This is a genomic window from Kitasatospora sp. MAA19, assembly GCF_029894125.1.
In the GTDB taxonomy this organism is placed as follows: domain Bacteria; phylum Actinomycetota; class Actinomycetes; order Streptomycetales; family Streptomycetaceae; genus Kitasatospora.
Genome location: NZ_JARXYZ010000008.1, coordinates 51,943 through 67,085, shown reverse-complemented (window position 1 = coordinate 67,085; position 15,143 = coordinate 51,943). Strand labels below are relative to the sequence as shown.

General features: G+C 72.7%; 11 protein-coding genes. 9 read left to right on the top strand and 2 right to left on the bottom strand.

Annotation, left to right across the window (positions count from 1 at the left end; all coding sequences use genetic code 11):
* Positions 1 to 118 precede the first annotated feature (118 nt).
* Positions 119 to 2,011, bottom strand: coding sequence for a phospholipid carrier-dependent glycosyltransferase (locus P3T27_RS14975; RefSeq protein WP_280678447.1), 1,893 nt, complete (start codon positions 2,009 to 2,011; stop codon positions 119 to 121).
* Between the two features lie 106 nt (positions 2,012 to 2,117).
* Between P3T27_RS14975 and rsmI the strand changes: the two genes are divergently transcribed.
* The 7 genes from rsmI (at position 2,118) to P3T27_RS14940 (ending at position 10,560) form a co-directional block, all read left to right on the top strand.
* Positions 2,118 to 2,990 (top strand): 16S rRNA (cytidine(1402)-2'-O)-methyltransferase, encoded by an 873-nt coding sequence (gene rsmI, locus P3T27_RS14970; protein WP_280678445.1) that lies wholly within the window; start codon positions 2,118 to 2,120, stop codon positions 2,988 to 2,990.
* Between the two features lie 345 nt (positions 2,991 to 3,335).
* Positions 3,336 to 3,761, top strand: a complete 426-nt coding sequence (locus tag P3T27_RS14965) for a hypothetical protein (RefSeq protein WP_280678442.1) — start codon at positions 3,336 to 3,338, stop codon at positions 3,759 to 3,761.
* Between the two features lie 161 nt (positions 3,762 to 3,922).
* The gene (gene metG / locus P3T27_RS14960; protein ID WP_280678440.1) at positions 3,923 to 5,542 is read left to right on the top strand and encodes a methionine--tRNA ligase; all 1,620 of its coding nucleotides are present in this window, start codon (positions 3,923 to 3,925) and stop codon (positions 5,540 to 5,542) included.
* Positions 5,542 to 6,417: a TatD family hydrolase gene (locus P3T27_RS14955; RefSeq protein ID WP_280678438.1), complete on the top strand. Its 876-nt coding sequence runs from the start codon at positions 5,542 to 5,544 to the stop codon at positions 6,415 to 6,417. Before metG ends, P3T27_RS14955 begins: the two co-directional genes overlap by 1 nt.
* Positions 6,418 to 6,564: 147 nt before the next feature.
* Positions 6,565 to 7,554 carry a 16S rRNA (adenine(1518)-N(6)/adenine(1519)-N(6))-dimethyltransferase RsmA gene (rsmA, locus tag P3T27_RS14950; protein ID WP_280678436.1) on the top strand — a complete coding sequence of 330 codons (990 nt, stop codon included), beginning with the start codon at positions 6,565 to 6,567 and terminating at the stop codon, positions 7,552 to 7,554.
* Entirely contained in the window at positions 7,551 to 8,468 is a 918-nt protein-coding gene (locus tag P3T27_RS14945) for a 4-(cytidine 5'-diphospho)-2-C-methyl-D-erythritol kinase (RefSeq protein WP_280678434.1), read from the top strand. Before rsmA ends, P3T27_RS14945 begins: the two co-directional genes overlap by 4 nt.
* A 226-nt stretch (positions 8,469 to 8,694) precedes the next feature.
* Positions 8,695 to 10,560, top strand: coding sequence for an ABC-F family ATP-binding cassette domain-containing protein (locus P3T27_RS14940; protein WP_280678432.1), 1,866 nt, complete (start codon positions 8,695 to 8,697; stop codon positions 10,558 to 10,560).
* A gap of 67 nt (positions 10,561 to 10,627) precedes the next feature.
* Here the strand turns inward: P3T27_RS14940 and P3T27_RS14935 are convergent, their stop codons facing one another.
* The gene (locus P3T27_RS14935) at positions 10,628 to 12,526 is read right to left on the bottom strand and encodes an FUSC family protein (protein ID WP_280678430.1); all 1,899 of its coding nucleotides are present in this window, start codon (positions 12,524 to 12,526) and stop codon (positions 10,628 to 10,630) included.
* A gap of 422 nt (positions 12,527 to 12,948) precedes the next feature.
* Here P3T27_RS14935 and P3T27_RS14930 point away from each other — a divergent pair, with 422 nt between their 5' ends.
* Positions 12,949 to 13,404, top strand: a complete 456-nt coding sequence (locus P3T27_RS14930; protein ID WP_280678429.1) for a hypothetical protein — start codon at positions 12,949 to 12,951, stop codon at positions 13,402 to 13,404.
* Between the two features lie 44 nt (positions 13,405 to 13,448).
* Positions 13,449 to 15,104 carry a hypothetical protein gene (locus tag P3T27_RS14925; RefSeq protein ID WP_280678427.1) on the top strand — a complete coding sequence of 552 codons (1,656 nt, stop codon included), beginning with the start codon at positions 13,449 to 13,451 and terminating at the stop codon, positions 15,102 to 15,104.
* Positions 15,105 to 15,143: the final 39 nt, after the last annotated feature.

Here is a 15,143-nt window from a genome sequence, read left to right as displayed (position 1 = left end):
ATTCGCCCCCCACCCTAGGCAGCGCCGATCGGTGCGCCGACGAAACGCCCGGGAGTTGTGACGGATCTGGTACGTGTCGTGCACCGCATACGGACGATTGGGGGATGGACGGTGGACGTCAGATCCAGCTGTTGAACCACATCCGCTGGCGCCAGTCGTCCATCGGGATCGTCTGCCCGGTGAACAGCGGGAAGAAGAAGAGGAAGTTCCACACGATCAGCAGCACCAGCAGTCCGGCCGCCGCCGAGCCGATGATCCGGCGGTCCCGGGACGCGCCGGGCGGCCCGATCAGCGCGCCGACCAGCATCGTCACCGCGAGCACCAGGAACGGGACGAACACCACCGCGTAGAAGAGGAAGATCGTGCGCTGCTGGTAGGCGAACCACGGCAGGTAGCTGGCGGCCAGGCCGCACAGCACCGCGCCGGCCCGCCAGTCCCGCCGCGCCACCCAGCGCCACAGGCAGTACACCAGTGCCACCACGGCCGCCCACCACAGCAGCGGGGTGCCGATGCCCAGCACCTCGCGGGCGCACTCGGCGGCCGTGCAGCCGCTCTGGCCCTGCTTGGGGGACTCGTAGAAGAACGAGACCGGCCGGCCCAGCACCAGCCAGGACCACGGGTTCGACTGGTAGGTGTGCGGGTCGCTCAGGTGGGTGTGGAAGTCGTAGACCGTCGAGTGGTAGTGCCACAGGGCGCGCAGCCCCTCGGGTATCCACGGGTAGTCGGTCGAGCGGCCGACCGCCCAGTCCCGGCCCCAGCCGCCCTGCCCGGGGGCGTTGCTGCTGGCGAACCAGCCCCACCAGGACGTGAGGTAGACGACCAGCGACACCACCACGATCGACACGAAGGCCGGCACCACGTCCCGGGCGAGCGTCGCCAGGTACGGGCGCGGGGCCCCGGCCAGGCGGCGGGCGCCGACGTCCCACAGGACCGTCAGCACGCCGAAGGCCGCCGCCACGTACAGGCCGCTCCACTTGGTGGCGCAGGTCAGGCCGACGCAGACGCCGGCCGCGATCCGGTACGGGCGCCAGCCCAGGTTCATCCGCTGCGCCAGGACCGCGTCCGGCACCCCGCCGAGCTTCGCCGCCAGCCGGCCCCGGGTGCGGTCGCGGTCCAGCAGCAGGAAACCGAAGGCGGCGAGGATCCAGAACATCACCACCAGGTCCAGCAGCGCGGCGCGGCTGAGCACCAGGTGCAGGCCGTCCACCGAGAGCAGCAGGCCGGCCACGCAGCCCAGCAGGGTCGAGCGGAACAGCCGGCGGGCGATCCGGGCCACCATCAGCACCGACAGCGTGCCGAGCAGGGCCACCGCGAACCGCCAGCCGAAGGGGTTCATGCCGAACAGCCACTCGCCCGCGCCGATGATCCACTTGCCCACCGGCGGGTGGACCACGTAGGAGGCCGCCGAGCGGTAGGGGACCGCCGCGCCCGGCGTCATGATCTGGTCGTTGGCGCCGTCCGGCCAGCTGATCTCGTAGCCGCCGTGCCAGAGCGCGTAGGCGTCCTTGGCGTAGTACGTCTCGTCGAAGATGATCGCGTGCGGCTGGCCGAGGTTGGTGAACCGCAGGATCCCGGCGAACACCGCCACCGCCAGCGGGCCCAGCCAGCCGGCCCAGCGGCACAGCCACGACCACAGGCCGGCCGGCACGGACACGCCCAGCCGCAGCAACAGCGGCGACGGGGGCACCACCGCCGGGGTCACCCCGCGGCCGTCCGGCATCGGCGGGACCAGGCGCTCGGCCAGCGGGGCCGTCGGGCGGGCGGCGTAGCCGAACCCGGCCAGCCGCTCCCGCCAGCTGCGCGAAGCCTGCTCGGACGGCGGGGGAGCCTGCTCGGACGGCCGCCGGGGGGCCTCGTCGGAGGGCTGTGCAGCCTGCTCGGACGGCAGGGAAGCCGGCTCGGACGGGCGGGGGCCAGGGACGGCGGGGGTCGGCAGGCCGGCCACGCCGGCGCCATCCTGCGCGGTGTGGTCTGTACCGGTGGGCGTCCGAGCCGCCGTGTCGCCGTTCATCCGCCACATCGTAGGGGCGCTCTTCGTACGTGTGAGCGCTCCCTCGGAAGCTGCCCGAATCGTCACCAAAAGCCCCGGGCGGCCGGTAGCTGCAAGGATGGGGCCCGTGACAGGAGTACTCGTTCTCGCAGGCACCCCCATCGGCGACGTCTCGGACGCCCCGCCCCGGCTGCTCACCGAACTCGCCACGGCGGACGTCATCGCCGCCGAGGACACCCGGCGGCTGCGCCGGCTCACCCAGGCGCTCGGGGTGACCCCGGCCGGGCGGGTGGTCTCCTACTTCGAGGGCAACGAAGTCGGCCGCACCCCCGAACTGGTCGAGGCGCTGCTCGGCGGAGCCCGGGTGCTGCTGGTCACCGACGCCGGCATGCCCTCCGTCTCCGACCCCGGCTACCGGCTGGTCGCCGCCGCCGTCGCCGCCGACGTCAAGGTCACCGCGGTGCCCGGACCGTCCGCCGTGCTCACCGCGCTCGCGCTGTCCGGCCTGCCCGTCGACCGCTTCACCTTCGAGGGCTTCCTGCCGCGCAAGACCGGCGACCGGGCCCGGCAGCTCGCCTCGATCGCGGCCGAGCCGCGCACCATGGTCTTCTTCGAGGCGCCGCACCGGATCGCCGAGGCGCTCGCCGCGATGGCCGAGGCGTTCGGCGCCGAGCGGCCCGCGGCCGTTTGCCGCGAGCTCACCAAGACGTACGAGGAGGTGAAGCGCGGGCCGCTCGGCGACCTGGCGAGCTGGGCGGCCGAGGGCGTCAAGGGCGAGATCACCGTCGTCGTCGCGGGTGCCCCGCCGGCCGCGCCGCAGGAGCTCACCCCCGCCGAGCTGGCCCGGCTGGTGGCCGTCCGGGAGGAGGCCGGGGAGCGCCGCAAGGAGGCCATCGCGGCGGTCGCGGTGGAGCTGTCGCTGCCGAAGCGGGAGGTGTTCGACGCGGTGGTGGCGGCCAAGAGCGCGGCCGGGAGCGAGGCCGGGAAGGCTGCGAAGTAGGGCGGCGCGCAGGGCCGTGGTCAGGGCCGTGATCAGGGCTCTGACCAGGGCTCGGCCGGTTCGGAGACAGCCCCGGGCGCGGTCGGACGGGGCCGTGGAACGGGGGTGTACTCCGGGGGGTTGCGGGACTCCTGGGGAGTCGTACCGTGGAGAGAAGGCCCCGGTAAACGCCCACGGAGCTGAAGCTTCGGCCGCGGTTTCCGGAACGGACCAGGCCCTTCGTATAGGGCTTCCCAATCCGCGTCCAAGTCTTCACAAGCAGGGCATCGGCCGAGGCGGTCCGGGCATTTCCTGGAATGGAAAGACCCAGCCGGGCGAGCGCCCGGCGGGCGCTGGGAGACGGCTATGAGCGAGATGATCGGTAGCCCCCTCGGTGGCAACGCGCTGAGCGCCCCCGGCCTGGCCGGAAGGCCGCACACTCCCGTCGAGACCGTACGGGAGGCCTACTCCTTCGCGTGCCTGAAGTGCGGGTACGGCTGGGAGCAGGCGTACGACATCGAGCACCACGTGGGCAAGGACGGGCACGTCGTCTTCGAGTACCACGCCAACGGTGTCCGGGTACCGTCCCCGCTGCTCAAGCCGACCTGCCCGGGGTGTGGTGGACACACCGTCCGGATCATGCGCGAGGGCCGGGTCGCCACCGCCGACCAGTCCTGGCACCACGCCCCCGGCTACCCGGCCCACGCCGAGCCGGCCGGGGCGCCCCCGGTGGACGGCTCCGTGAAGCCGCGCGGACGCTGGGCCCGGTTCTGGTCGCGGCTGCTGGGCTGACCGTCGACGTCGGGAGCGCACCCGGGGGCCGCCCGCCGCGAGCAGTGCGGCGGGCGGCCCCCGCCGTCCGTGCACGGGCACCCGTGTCCGGTCGGTGACGCGATCGCTCGGGCGGTCACGCGGTGGAGGGGTGCGTTCGGGCCCGACTAAGCTTTCCGACCATGGCGGCCACTGCAGACCACAGCACCACCGGGGCGAACACCCCGGCGTACTACGTTTCCACCCCGATCTACTACGTCAACGATCGCCCGCACCTGGGCCACGCGTACACCACCGTGGCGGGCGACGTCCTCACCCGCTGGCACCGCCAGCGCGGCGAGAAGGTGTGGTACCTGACCGGCACCGACGAGCACGGTCAGAAGATCATGCGGACCGCCGAGGCCAACGGCGTCAGCCCGCAGGAATGGTGCGACAAGCTGGTCGAGGAGGCGTGGAAGCCGCTCTGGGAGCACCTGGAGATCGCCAACGACGACTTCATCCGCACCACCCAGCAGCGTCACACCGACCGGGTGCAGGAGTTCGTCCAGGACCTGTACGACAAGGGTGAGATCTACAAGGGCGGCTACTCCGGCCCGTACTGCGTCGGCTGCGAGGAGTACAAACTCCCGGCCGACCTGCTCGACGGCGCCGCCGAGGACGAGAAGCTCTGCGCCATCCACAAGAAGCCCGTCGAGTGGCTGGAGGAGGAGAACTACTTCTTCCGCCTCTCCGCGTACGGCGAGAAGCTGCTGGAGTTCTACGCCGAGAACCCCGGCTTCATCGCCCCCGAGTCCGCCCGCAACGAGGTGCTGCGCTTCGTCGAGCAGGGCCTGCAGGACCTCTCCATCTCCCGCTCCACCTTCAACTGGGGCGTCCCGCTGCCCTGGGACGAGAAGCACGTCCTCTACGTGTGGGTGGACGCGCTGCAGAACTACATCACCGCGGCCGGCTACGGCAGCGACCCGGAGCGCTTCGCCGAGCTGTGGCCCGCCTCCGTTCACCTCGTCGGCAAGGACATCCTCCGCTTCCACGCCGTCATCTGGCCCGCCATGCTGATGGCCGCCGGGCTGCCGCTGCCCAAGCGGGTCGTCGCCAACGGCTGGCTGATGGTCGGCGGCGAGAAGATGTCCAAGTCCAACCTGACCGGCATCGCGCCCACCGACCTCACCTCGCACTTCGGCGTGGACGCCTACCGCTACTACTTCCTGCGGGCGATCCCGTTCGGCACCGACGGCTCGTTCTCCTGGGAGGACTTCACCGCCCGGTACACCTCCGAACTCGCCAACGACTTCGGCAACCTGGCCTCCCGGGTCGCCGCCATGGTCGGCAAGTACTTCGACGGTGCGCTGCCGGAGGCGACCGCCCACGGCGAGGCCGAGCAGGCCGTCGCCGACGGCCTCGCCGCCGCCGTCGCCACCGCCGACCGGAAGATCGGCGAGGAGCTGGACTTCGCCGGCGGCCTCGCGGCGATCTTCGAGTTCGTCAAGCAGGTCAACGGCTACCTCACCGAGCAGGAGCCGTGGAAGGTCGCCAAGGACGACTCGGAGGAGGGGCGCGCCCGCCTCGCCACCATCCTCTACACCGCCGCCGAGGCGCTGCGCGGCACCGCCGTCCTGCTCAACCCGGTGATGCCGTCCACCGCCGAGAAGCTGTGGGTCTCGCTCGGGGCCGAGGCCGGTCTCGGCGCGCTCGCCGCGCAGACCGTCGCCACCGCGGCCGACTGGGGCCGACTGCCCGTCGGCAGCACCGTCACCAAGGGCGAGATCCTGTTCCCGCGCCTCGAAGAGAAGCCCGCCGCCTGATGTCTCCCAAGGACGATCGCGCCACGCCGCCGCCGCTGCCGGAACCCCTGGCGGTGGCGGTGGCGGACTCGCACACCCACCTCGACATGCAGTCCGGCACCCCGGCCGAAGGCCTGGCCCGGGCCGCCTCGGTCGGGGTCACCACGGTCGTCCAGGTGGGCTGCGACGTGCCCGGCTCGCGCTGGGCCGCCGACCTGGCGGCCCAGTACGAGCAGGTGCACGCGGCCGTCGCCCTGCACCCCAACGAGGCGCCGCGGATCTTCCTCGGCGACCCCGACGGCTGGTCCGGCCGGCAGCGCGCCGCGGGCGGCGCCGCCGCGCTCGACGAGGCCCTCGCCGAGATCGACCGGCTCGCCGCCCTCCCGCAGGTCCTCGCCGTCGGCGAGACCGGCCTCGACTACTTCCGCACCGGGCCCGAGGGCGTGGAGATCCAGAAGGAGTCGTTCCGCCGCCACATCGAGATGGCCAAGCGGCACGACAAGGCGCTGGTCATCCACGACCGCGACGCCCACGAGGACGTCATCGCCGTGCTGCTGGCGGAAGGCGCCCCCGAGCGGACCGTCTTCCACTGCTACTCCGGCGACGCCGAGATGGCCAAGGTCTGCGCCGAGCACGGCTGGTACCTGTCCTTCGCGGGACCGGTCACCTTCAAGGCCAACCAGCCGCTGCGCGACGCCCTCGCCGTCACCCCCCTCGACCGGATCCTGGTCGAGACCGACGCCCCCTTCCTCACCCCCCACCCTTACCGGGGCCGCCCCAACGCCCCGTACCTCATCCCGGTCACGGTCCGGTCGATGGCCGCCACCCTGGGGCTGCCCGAGGGCGAGCTGTCCGCCGCCATCGCCGCGAACACGGCGCGGGCCTTCGGGTACTGAGTCGATCGAACGGACATCGGATCGCGGGGAAACGGTTCGGCACTCTCGTGGCGCTGTGATGCTGGTGAGCATGAGTGCCCGCCGTGGAGATCGACCTCGCCGCGGTCGTCGAACTCTGAGTGGCTTCCGCGCCCGTATCCTTGGCGCGTGAGCACCACCGATCCCACCTCTGACAGCCACCTGCTGGGCGCCGCCGACATCCGGGAGCTGGCGGCCGCGTTCGGCGTGAAGCCGACCAAGCAGCGCGGGCAGAACTTCGTCATCGACGGCAACACCGTGCGGCGGATCGTCCGGGCGGGTGGGGTGACGGCCGAGGACTCCGTGGTCGAGGTCGGGCCCGGGCTCGGGTCGCTGACGCTGGCGCTGCTGGAGGTGGCGCGGCACGTGACCGCGGTCGAGATCGACCCGGTGCTCGCGCAGCACCTGCCGGACACCGTCGCCGCCCGGCTGCCCGGCAAGGCGGACGCCTTCGACCTGGTGTTCAGCGACGCCATGGAGGTCACCGAGCTGCCCGGGCCGGCGCCCACCGCGCTGGTCGCCAACCTCCCGTACAACGTGGCCGTGCCCGTCCTGCTGCACATGCTGGCGACCTTCCCCAGCATCGAGCGGACCCTGGTGATGGTGCAGAGCGAGGTCGCGGACCGGCTCGCCGCCAAGCCCGGCAACAAGGTGTACGGCGTCCCGTCGGTCAAGGCCAACTGGTACGCCGACGTGAAGCGGTCCGGCGCCATCGGGCGGAACGTGTTCTGGCCCGCGCCGAACGTCGACTCCGGGCTGGTCTCGCTGATCCGCCGCGAGCCGCCGAAGACCACCGCCAGCCGTCAGGAGGTGTTCGCCGTCGTCGACGCCGCGTTCGCCCAGCGGCGCAAGACCCTGCGGGCCGCCCTGGCCGGCTGGGCCGGCTCCCCGGCCGGGGCCGAGCAGGCGCTCGCCGCCGCCGGGATCGACCACAAGCTGCGCGGCGAGATGCTGACGGTGGAGCAGTTCGCCGCGATCGCCGAGCACAAGCCCGAGGCGGCCGCCGGGCACCGGCCGGAGGCGACCGGCGGGCACCAGCCCAAGGCGACCGGCGGGCACCAGCCCAAGGCGACCGGCGGGCACCGGCCGAAGCAGAGCGACGAGGTCGAGTCCGAGTGATCACCGTACGGGTTCCGGCCAAGGTCAACGTCCAGCTCGGAGTGGGCGGACTGCGTGCCGACGGGTTCCACGACCTGGCCAACGTGTTCTTCGCCGTCGCCCTCGGCGACGAGGTCACGGCCACGGCCGGGGAGGGCGTCACGCTGTCCTGCACCGGGCCGGACGCCCACGCCGTACCGCTCGACGAGAGCAACCTCGCCGCCCGTGCCGCCCGCCTGCTCGCCGCCCACCACGGCATCGCCGAGCCCGGCGTGCACCTGCACATCGCCAAGGCCATCCCGGTCGCCGGCGGCATGGCCGGCGGCAGCGCCGACGGGGCGGCCGCGCTGGTCGCCTGTGACGCGCTCTGGCAGCTCGACACCCCCCTCGACACGCTCCTGGAGCTGGCCGCCGAACTCGGCTCCGACGTGCCGTTCGCCCTGCTCGGTGGCGTCGCGCTGGGCCGCGGCCGGGGCGAGATCCTGCAGCCGCTCACCGTCGAGGGCACCTTCCACTGGGTGTTCGCGGTCGCCGACGGCGGCCTCTCCACCCCCGCCGTCTTCCGCGAGTGCGACCGCCTGCGCGAGGAGGCCGGCACCGGCTCCAGCGAGGTGCAGGTGCCCACCCCCGACGCCGACCCGGAGCTGCTCGCCGCGCTCGCCGCCGGCGACGCCGTCGCCCTGGCCGCCGCCCTCACCAACGACCTCCAGCCCGCCGCCCTCTCGCTGCGCCCCTCGCTCGCGGCCACCCTGCGGGCCGGCACCGAGGCCGGCGCGCTCGGCGCCCTGGTCTCCGGCTCCGGGCCGACCTGCGCGTTCCTCGCCAAGGACGCCGACGCGGCGGCCGCCGTCGCCGAGGCACTGCGGGCCTCCGGCACCTGCCGGACCGCGCACGCCACGTACGGGCCGGTGCCAGGGGCCGGGCTGGTGCCGTAGCTCCTCCGCCGGTGCAGGGCCCCCGCCGGTGCTGGGCCCCCGCAGGTGGGGGCTCCCGCCGGTGCTGGGCCCCCGCAGGTGGGGGCGCCCGGGGCCCCGCCGGTGCAGGCGGTGAGGGCGCTTCGGCGGGCCCATTAGGCTGGGGAGATCGGGGTGTCCCCGACAGGGGCGCCCGGCCGCGAGCGGCGGGCCGCCCCGAGACCGCCAACCCAGGAGCGCAGCACACGTGGCCGTCAACCTCGCCACCATCGAGTCCGTCACGAAGGTCTACGGCACCCGCGCCCTCCTGGACGGGGTCAGCCTCGGTGTCAGCGAGGGTGACCGGATCGGTGTCGTCGGACGCAACGGCGACGGCAAGACCACCCTGATCCGGATGCTCGCCAAGCTGGAGGAGCCGGACGGCGGGCGGATCACCCACGCCGGCGGGGTGGAGATGGCCATCCTCACCCAGCACGACTCGCTCGACCCCAAGGCCACCATCCGGCACGAGGTGATCGCCGACCGGGCCGACCACGAGTGGCTCGGCGACGCCCGCATCCGCGACATCATCGAAGGCCTCTTCGGCGGCCTCGACCTGCCCGGCTTCGCCGACGGCCTCGACACCGTCATCGGCCCGCTCTCCGGTGGCGAGCGCCGCCGGATCGCCCTCGCCAAGCTGCTCCTCGGCTCGCCCGACCTGATCGTCCTCGACGAGCCCACCAACCACCTCGACGTCGAGGGCATCAACTGGCTCGCCCAGCACCTGCAGAAGCGCCGCTCCGCGCTGGTCTGCGTCACCCACGACCGCTGGTTCCTCGACCAGGTCTGCACCCGGATGTGGGACGTCCAGGGCGGCGCCGTCCACGAGTACGAGGGCGGCTACTCCGACTACGTCTTCGCCCGCGCCGAGCGCTCCCGGATCGAGGCCGTCGAGGAGCAGAAGCGGCAGAACCTCGCCCGCAAGGAACTCGCCTGGCTGCGCCGCGGCGCCCCCGCCCGCACCTCCAAGCCGCGCTACCGGATCGAGGCCGCCAACGCCCTGATCGCCGACGTGCCGGAGCCGCGGGACAGCTCCGAGCTGATGAACTTCGCCAACGCGCGCCTGGGCAAGACCGTCTTCGACCTGGAGGGCGTCACCGTCAAGGCCGGCCCCAAGCTGCTGCTGGAGAACCTCACCTGGCAGCTCGGCCCCGGCGACCGGATCGGCCTGCTCGGCGTCAACGGCGCCGGCAAGACCTCGCTGCTGCGCGCCCTGCGCGACGCGTACGCCTCCGAAGGCGACGTGCAGCCCGCGTCGGGCCTGATCAAGGTCGGCAAGACGGTGCGGCTCGCCTACCTGTCGCAGGAGGTCGCCGAGCTGGACCCGGCCATCCGGGTGCTCCAGGCCGTCGAGCAGATCCGCTCGCGCGTCGACCTCGGCAAGGGCCGGGAGATGAGCGCCGGCCAGCTGTGCGAGCAGTTCGGCTTCGGCAAGGACAAGCAGTGGACGCCGGTCGGCGACCTGTCCGGCGGCGAGCGGCGGCGGCTCCAGCTGCTGCGCCTGCTCATGGACGAGCCCAACGTGCTGTTCCTCGACGAGCCCACCAACGACCTCGACATCGAGACCCTCAACCAGCTGGAGGACCTGCTCGACGGCTGGCCCGGCTCGATGATCGTCATCAGCCACGACCGCTTCTTCATCGAGCGCACCACCGACGTCGTCCACGCGCTGCTGGGCGACAAGAAGATGCGGATGCTGCCCGGCGGCGTCGACGAGTACCTGGAGCGGCGGGCGCGGATGGCCGCCTCGATCGCCGCCGCCGCTTCGGCCGCTTCCGTCACGTCGGGGGCCTCGGGCGCGGCGGGCACCTCGGGGGCCTCGGGCGCCTCGGGTGCCGAGGCCGCAACATCGGCGCTGTCGGGCGGCGATCTGCGGGCGGCGAAGAAGGAGATGCAGAAGCTGGAGCGGCAGATCGCCAAGCTGGACGAGAAGGAGTCCAAGCTGCACGCCCAACTCGCCGAGCACGCCGCCGACTTCTCCAAGGTCGCGGAGCTGGACGCGCAGCTGCGCGGCGTCCGGGAGGAGAAGGAGGAGCTGGAGATGAGCTGGCTGGAGCTGGCCGAGCAGGTCTGAGCTCGCTGAAGGGGCCTCCGTCGGGGTCGTCTCCTGAGGATTCCTCCCGGGGTGGCTACCGGGGTGGCTACCGGGCGAGCAGGGCCTCCAGCTCGTCCGCCGCACGGCCCAGCGCACTGCGCGTCGGGTCGTGCGGCGCCGTCGGGCGGGCCGCCGCCCCGGTCGGCGGGCGGTGCTCGCGGGCTGCGGCGGTCAGCTCGTCCAGCGCCCGGCACACCCGTCCGACCTCCGTCGGGTCCGGCACCCGGCCGCCGTACCGGAGCTGCGCCGCGAACGCCGCCACCGCGCCGCCCAGCCGCTCCAAGGCCGCCGTCGCAGGCAGCCACTGCTCCGCCAGCCGACCGGTCGGCGGCGGCTCGGCCAGCCCCTGCCGCACCTCCTGGCGGGCGTCCGCCAGCGCCCGGTAGGCCGTACGGCGCAGCCACACCTCGGCCCGGCCGGCGTCCCCGGTGACCGCGTCCAGGTAGGCCCGCAGCGCGGTGGCCGCGTCCACCAGCCGCGGCTCGATCCGGTGGCGCGGACGCTCCGGCCACAGCAGGTAGCCGAAGAGCAGCACGATCGCGCTGGCGAGCACCGTGTCCAGCACCCGCGGCCAGAACTCGGCCGCGCTGCTCTGCCCGCCCAGCTGGAGCAGGATCAGTGCCATCGGCGTCATCGCCACCGTGTTCAGCCCGTAGTGCGCCGCCGTCGCGTACGGCAGCAGGGCCACGCAGAACGCGGCGATCGCCGTCAGCACCCACTCGTCGGTCGTGAGGGAGACCACGGCCGCGGTGACCGCCACCCCGAGCACCGTGCCGATCGAACGGCTCACCGCACGCAGGAACACCGACCCGAGATCCGGCTTCAGCACGAAGGCGATCGTCATCGGCACCCAGTAGCTCTTGCTGAGCGGGTAGTTGGCGGTCACCGCCGAACCCACCGCGATGCACAGCGCCACCCGCAGCCCGTACCGGACCGAACCGCGTGACAGCAGCTTCACCCGGAGCCGCCACGGATCGGGCGGGGGCGCCGGGGCGGTGCCGATCTCCGCGTCCCGGCCGGCCACGGTGTCGGCGGCGGCCCGCAGCGCCACGTCCAGGGCCTGCCGGGACGGGGTGTCCGGCTGCCAGTCCGGGACGACGACCTCGCCGCCGCCCCGCCGGACGGCGGCCGCCAGCCGGCCCGGCACCTCCGCGATCTCCGGCGGCACGGGCCGCCAGGCCCACAGCAGGCCGGTCGCCGCCTCGGTGGCGGCCAGCGCCGCCTCGTACATCCGGCGCAGCCGGGCCGTGCGGGCGGACTCCGCCCCCGGGCGGCGCGGCCTCGGGAGGAGGTCCTGGAGCTGGTTCAACCGGGCCGTCAACACCTGGCGCGAGGCCGCGCCCTGCGGCGTGCCCAGGTCGGCGAGCGTACGGCCGAACGCCTCGTACGCGGCCGCCAACGCGCGGTTGCGCGGATCGGAGGCGGGCCGGAGGTGCGCGCTCCCGGGCAGACCCAGCAGTACGACGAACGCGGCGCCCGCCGGCATCATCGGCGCCGCCGCCCACCACGGATCCGGCAACGGCATCCCGCTGCCCAGCGCGGCCGACACCAGCAGCAGCATCCCGGCCGCCGAACCGCGCGGGCCCGTCGCACTCAGCGCGCCGGACGCGAAGGCGGTGAGCGTGAGCGCCGCGCCGAGCACGGCCGCCGAGACGTCCGCATGCTGAAGGGCGGTACCGATCAGCATGCCGAGCGCCGAGGCCAGCACCGCCGACGCGATCCGGGAGGCCCGCAGCCCCGCCGGCTCGGCCCGGTCGTTCATCGTCGCGTGCATCGCACCCAGGCCGGCGAACACCCCCAGATCCAGCCGGTGCGCCAGCAGGCCGACGGTCAGCGGCACCGCCATGCCCACGGCGGCGCGGACCATCAACGCGACCGGCAGCGGAGGCCGGGAGGGGCGCGCGGCGCGCGCCCACCAGGAGGGGGCGGGCTCGTCCGAAGGCATGCGATCACGTCCGTTCTGCGGCCAAGGGTCGCTGCTGTGCGACATTGCGCGGCAGATGGGGGCGTACCCGGTCCAACCGGGCGAGGCCAGTCTAGCGGGGGCTTGTCCAGGTGCCCCGGCGGGTTGCACGTGTCAAGTTCGTACCGATCGCGCACAGGCGGGCCAAGGGCCCTGCCGGTCCGACAGGGGCGGTGGCTACGATTGTGGAGGTTGAAACCGCCCCCAGGGCGGGCGGTGCACCGACCAGGACTGTACGACCGAGAAGTTGACGGTATGTTGCGGAGCGGCGGCCCCGGGGTTACCCCGAACCGCCGCCCGTACGGGGGAAGAGGTGAACTGCTGTGGCAGGAGAGGTTCCACCGAACACGGGGGCCAATCCGGATCCGTCCGGTGACGTCACGCCTTTTACGCTCAGCCATTACATGGGGATCGGCCCCGTGATCAGCACCGTGCAGACGTACGTCAGCGCCGGCGACCTGGTGTCCGCCTTCGGCAAGCAGGACGTCAAGGTCGAACTCGACACGCTCACCTCGTTCGCGAAGAAGATCGAGGCCCTGCTCCAGGCGATGGAGGGCTCCCCGGCGGCACCGTACAAGCTCCAGGAGCAGAAGCTGACCGGAGGGAGCTTCGCCAGCGCGCAGTTCGCCGAGGCGACGGCCCTGACGGCGGCCTACGGCAAGGTGCACACCCAGCTCGTCAAGCTGCACAAGGACTTCGTGTCGCAGATCGAGGCGATGAAGACAGCGGTCGCACAGACGGCGGGCAACTACTCGACCAACGAGGACAACACGACGGCCGACCAGAACGCCGTCGCGAAGAACGCAGGCGGCACCACGCCGGCTGGAACGACGTCGAAGCGGACCGACGTCGACCTCTGATAGCGGTCCGGGAAGAGGCATACGGGGAGACGGGGGAGCAAGTAGTGGCAGATGGAACGAACTTCGAGGGCATCGATCACGCCAAGCTGAGGAAGATGGTCGACAGCGCGGACCCCACGCTGGTCCTGAGCCGCGGCACCCAGCTGCAGTCGGCCGGCCGTGTTCTGAAGGAACTGGGCGCGGCACTCAAATCGCATATCGGCAACGTCACCTGGGAAGGCCCGGCCGCCGAGAGCTTCAAGACCTGGGCCGGCAACCTGCAGCAGTCGGCTGCGTTGCTCGGTGACTACTCCACAACCGCCGGCGACGCGATGCACCAGGCCGGTGAGGCGCTCAGCACCGCCAAGTCTGCTGTGCCCGAACCGCCGCACACGGAAATCGCGACGGTCGCCAAGCGCAACAGCCAGACGGTCTACCTGTCCCCAAGCGTGCAGCTCGCCGTCGGACAGTCCGTCGACGACTACATGAAAACGGTCAACAAGGGCTGGGTGACCGGGACAGAGGCCGCCCAGGCCCAGACGAAGGTCCAGAAGGAGCACCAGGAAGCCGTTCTCCAGATGGAGAAGCTGGCGCAGGCGTACGACGCGGCGACGACGAAGCTGGCCGGGCTCGGGGACGTGGCTCTGCCGGGTACGCCGGGGCCGACCAACCAGAACGACTCCTCCGGAGCGTCTCGAGGCGGTGGGGGTGGAGGCGGTGGAGGTTACGGCGGTGCTCTTCGAAGCCCCCGCACGAGCGGCGGTAACTCGGATGGGAGCTACCGTCCGTCCAGTGGCAACTATGGTGGCGGATCCGTCACGCTCCGTAGCCCAGGAGCGGGTTCGCGGGAACCATCTGTTCCGGGTCACACCGAAGCGATTCCGCCGCACGGTGGCGGGCAGGTGTCACCGCCGCCCGTGGACCCGGGTTCCTCGACCTCTCCCTCTGTTCCGTCAGACCCCATTCACCGTCCCGGTACCGGGCTCGACAGCCTGCCGACCGTGCCGGCCCTTCCTGGCCAGACCGGCCCGCTCGGTCCTGGCGGTGGCGGTAACGTCCCACCGGACGTCCCGAGCGGCACCCCCGGGTACCCAGGTGGGCCTAGTGGCACCGCCGGGTACCCGGGCTTCCCGGGTGGTGGCCCGGTGACAGGCTTCCCGACCGGTGGTGGGGGTGGCTCGATCCCGGCCAAGGGTGGTGGCGGCGGTTCCATCTCGGGCAAGGGAGGCGGCTCGATTCCTGCCCGTACGGTTCCGTTCGGCGGTGGCTCGGTACCGGGGAAGTCAAGCGGCGCTCAGGGCCTGCCGAGCGGAACGGTCTTCGGCGCCCGAGATGCCCAGGCGGGCCGAGCCGGAGTAGCCGGCGGGCAGGGTGGCGTGCACCCGGGCATGGGTGGAGGTCACGGAGTCGGCGGCTCGGGCGGTAGCTCACGGGGTCGAGGACTGACTTCAACCGGCGGCGGGACGGTCGGCGGCCGCAAGGGGCCAGCCGCTGGTGGGGAGTTCACGCCAGGAGGGACGGGCCTCCGCAACCGTGCGGTGGCTGCGGGAGTCGCCGAGGGCGAAGCCCGCTCCGGGCAGAACGGCATGATGGCTCCTGGAACGGCGGGTCACTCTGGGCGGAATGAGCGCGATCGCCGCAAGCGGGCCGACTACCTCCATGAGGACGAGGAGACCTGGACCAGCGGTACGCCGCACAGCAACCCCGACGTGATTGAGTAGGACGGCAACGACTGCCCGGCCACTGGGCTCTTCCGGTGG